1 protein-coding gene is annotated in these 4473 nt (G+C 53.8%); it reads right to left on the reverse strand.

Features of this window, described 5'->3' with window-relative positions; genetic code table 11:
* On the reverse strand, positions 1–4473 hold a 4473-nt coding region (locus tag EAE91_RS22965; protein ID WP_214090477.1), incomplete at both ends, for a non-ribosomal peptide synthetase.

The raw sequence follows: 4473 nt of genomic DNA on the forward strand, positions 1-4473 counted from the left end.
AATAGTCAGATTGGACCTGAATACGTTCAGCCGATAACCACTGACGCTGCCAGGCAGCGTAATCCGGGTATTGAATCGCCAACGGCGGCAACGGATCGGGTTGTCCGTCTATAAACGCCGTATAGAGCGTGTTCAGTTCCTGTATCAGCACATTGGCAGACCAGCCATCGGAAATTATGTGATGCAGGGTCAGCAAAAACTGATATTCATCATCGGTGATCCGGATGAGATCAGCACGGATAAGCGGGCCGCTTTCAAGGTCAAATGACGCATGGGCCTCTTCCACGCTCAGACGCTCCAGAACAACATCAGCATCTGGTATCCCGCGCAGATCATATTGCGATAACAGTAAGCCACTATCCGGCTCCAACAGTTGCACTTGTGGCTGGCCATCGACAGAGACAAAGACCGAACGTAACGCTTCATGACGGGCAAATAAGGTATCCAGCGCCTTCTGCCAGGCCATGACATCCAATTGTCCACTTAAACGCAGCGCCATCGGAATATGATAAGTTTCACTGACGCCCTCAAGCTGTGCCAGGAACCACAAGCGTTGTTGAGCAAATGACAACGGTAACGCCCCATTACGGGATATCAGCAAGATATTATCCGGTTGACCAGTCCGAGTCTGCATGACCTCAGCAAACGCCCTCAATGAAGGCGTCTTAAACAAGGTGGTTAGCGGCAGTTCGATACCCAGAGCGGCTACCCGGTTCATCACCCGCACCGCCAATAATGAGTGGCCGCCGAGGGCAAAGAAATTGTCATATCGGCTGATCTGTTCAACACCTAAGACTTCACGCCAAATCGCCGCCAGAGCCATTTCCATTTCTCCCTGGGGCGCTGCATAAACCTGACGGGCAACGGCTTCATTGTCCGGCGCTGGCAGTGCCTGGCGATCCAATTTACCGTTCGGCGTCAATGGCAATGCATCCAGCCGCACAAAGGCCGTCGGCACCATGTAATCCGGCAAAATAGCTTGCAGGTAAACACGCAGTCTATTCACCAACCCTTCATGGGCTGCTGCCACGACATAAGCAACCAGCCGTTTTTCCTGCCCTTCTCCCTGTGCCAATACCACAGATTCACTCACCGCCGGATGTTCCACCAACCGGGCCTCAATTTCACCCGGTTCAATGCGGAAGCCACGGATTTTAACCTGCTGGTCATTACGGCCCAAGAATTCCAGATTGCCGTCCGGCAAATAACGAGCTAAATCCCCGGTGCGGTACATCCGGGCATCCGGCACATCACTAAATGGATCGGTAAGGAAACGCTCCGCCGTCAAGTCAGGGCGATTGAGGTAGCCACGCGCCACTCCCGCGCCCCCGATATACATTTCCCCCACTACGCCCAACGGTACCGGTTGACCATACTCGTCCAGTAAATAAAGGCGGGTGTTGGCTATCGGACGGCCAATACTTTCAATGATCCGATCACCTCGCTGTATCGGCAGCCAGGCCGAATAGGTGGTCGTTTCAGAAGGTCCATAGAGATTACACAACCGCTGTATTTGCGTTTCTTCGAAAATCTGTTCAATTAAGGCGCCTTTAAGCGGTTCCCCCGCCAGATTGACCGTATGAACCGACGCCATCAGCGCCTGAGCCTGCAATAACGGTTTCATCGCAGACGGGACTGAGTTAATCAAGGTCACCGGCAGGGCATGCTGCATCAATGACAAGGCACCCTCTACCAGATGAATCGCCGCACCACGAGACAACGGCATAAAACATTCAAAAATGGACAGGTCGAAACTCATCGACGTCGAGAACAGCACCTCGTGGATCTCTTCCGTCTCAAAGGCCCGCTGAGCCCAGTGCAGGAAATTAACCGTATTGCGGTGCTCAATCATCACCCCTTTGGGCACCCCGGTGGAGCCGGAGGTGTAAATCACATAGGCCAGATGCCGTGAAGCCAACGTGGATACCTGTGGATTACAATCTGGCTGATCAGGCAAAATATTCGGGTCCAGTACCGTTAATCCAGCCAACGTTTCCTCACCCAATGCAGCCCTGCCGGTCTTATCTGACAGCACCACAATTGGGGCAGCATCATGCAGGACATGTGTCAGACGCTCGCTAGGATAAGCCGGGTCTAGCGGCACATAAGCTCCACCCGCTTTCATTACCGCCAGCAATCCCACCACCATTGCCGGTGAACGCGCCACACAAATCACCACCCGTTGGTCAGGTACCACGCCCAGTGCGATAAGCTGATGGGCCAGACGGTTGGCACGGGTATTTAATTCAGCGTAACTGAGGGTCTGAGTTTCATACACTAATGCTATCGCATCAGGGGTTTTCTCCACCTGTTGTTCAAACAACTGATGAACACATAACGCCTCAGGATAAGCGCTTTCCGTCGCGTTCCAGGTTTCCAGCAACAGCGTACGTTCCGCTTTCGGCAAGATTTCCAATGCCCTAACAGGCACGTCCGGCACTTGCTCAAGGGCATCTACCAGACTTTCCAGTGCTCGCTGCATATAACCGCATAAACTTTCCGGATCAAACGGTTGCACGACCTGAGCCGTCAGCCCCAAGGATTCGCCAAAATCCTCCACTGATAGCATTAACGGATAGTTAGTCCGCTCCTGCCCACCAATAAATTCAATACCGCTGCTGATGTCATCCGACGCTGCCAGCAAGGTATTATGCCGATAGTTCAGCAAGCTATTAAAGAGAGGGATCTCACCCTGCACGCCGCTGCAACGCTGTGCCAGCGCCAGTGACGCGTGCTCATGTTCTAATAGTCCGGCGAGTCGAGCATGGGCGGCCTGTACGCTGCTCCGTACTGGGGTCTCATCGATATCCAGTCGCAACGGCAAGGTATTAATAAACAGCCCCATACTATTGTCTGCCCCTTCCCCGGCCTGCATACGCCCAAACAGCACCGTACCAAACACGACATTCTTCTGACCGCTGGTACGCGCCAACACCTGCGCCCAGGCCAGATGACACAAGGCCGCCAGACTGACGCCCAGATGTCTCGCCTGATGACGTAAACGGTCATTTAACCCAGCCGACAACATCCGGTGAGCTTCCGTCACTTGCGAACCATCACGACGCACTTCCGTCAAACCAAACGCCAGGGTCGGTTCATCTACCGCCGCTAACATGTCAGTAAAGAAACGGGTATGTTCTTCCTGACTTACCCCCAACCGGACCTGCGCCACCAGATTGCGGAAAGGTGTCGGCGCAGGCAGATTATCCTCCTGGCCTGTCAGGTACGCCTGCACTTCGCGGTGCATCACCTCCATCGTTTCATGATCGCCGATCAAGTGATGATGCAATTCCAGCAACAACCAACGACCATCGGTTTCCTGAGCGATGACAAAACGCAACAACGGCGCTTCGCTCAGGTCAAGACGATGATAATGCGGATCAAAACGCCGGGTTAATTGCTCACTGACCGGGCCGTCAGCCGGATTTAATGTCAGTTCCGTCACCGACAATGGGGCCTGACGCCAGACCACCTGCGCCGGGACTGATAATCCCTGCCAGAGAAAAGCGGTACGCAGAATATCATGTCGATCAATTATCTGTTGAACCGCCGCCAGATAACGATCCAACAGCGCACGGTCAGCAAAAGCCATTTGCCCGGTCAACAAATAGGGATCGCCTTCATGTGCCAGCAGATGATGGAACAAAATGCCATCCTGTAACGGCGACAAGGCGTAGATATCCTGAATGTTGGCGATCCCGCCCGGCACTTGCCCGACAATGTGGTCAATGTCAGCCTGGGTCAAATCAATCAGCGGCAACATCGTCGGCGTCAGCACCGTCGTATCCGGTGTAATACGGTTGTCAGGCACCTGAATTTCATTATGCTGAACCAGAGACTGGGCCAAAATACAGAGTGTTGGATGCTGGAATAACGTTTTTACCGATATACTCAGACCAATACGCCGCAATCGCTCAATCATGCGCACAGCAAGCAGCGAATGACCACCCAGCGCAAAGAAACTGTCATGCCGGCTAATCTGTTCAACACCCAGTAATTCACACCAGACAGCCGCCAGCATCGTTTCTATCTTCCCTTGCGGAGCTTCATAGATCTGACGGGCAAATGCCGCCTCCCCCGGTGCCGGCAACGCTCGACGATCCAACTTGCCATTCGGGGTCTGCGGTAAAGTATCCAGCCGTACAAAAGCTGCCGGGACCATATAGTCAGGTAAAACCGCGCTCAAATGTTCACGCAAACGGGCCGCCAATCCCTCATTCGCTTCTGCCGCCACATAGGCGACCAGCCGTTTGCCCTGTTCATCCTCCCACACCAGCACTGCCGCCTCTTGCACCGCCGGGTGTTTCTCCAACCGGGTTTCAATTTCTCCTAGCTCAATCCGGAAACCGCGAATTTTAACCTGATGGTCGTTACGCCCCAGGAATTCCAGGCTGCCATCCGGCAAGTAGCGGGCCAAATCCCCAGTCACATACATCCGCGCGCCGGATACCGAGCTAAAAGGATCCGGTATAA

Origin of the sequence: Photorhabdus noenieputensis, from assembly GCF_018448935.1 — a bacterium.
Taxonomy (GTDB): Bacteria; Pseudomonadota; Gammaproteobacteria; order Enterobacterales; family Enterobacteriaceae; genus Photorhabdus; species Photorhabdus noenieputensis.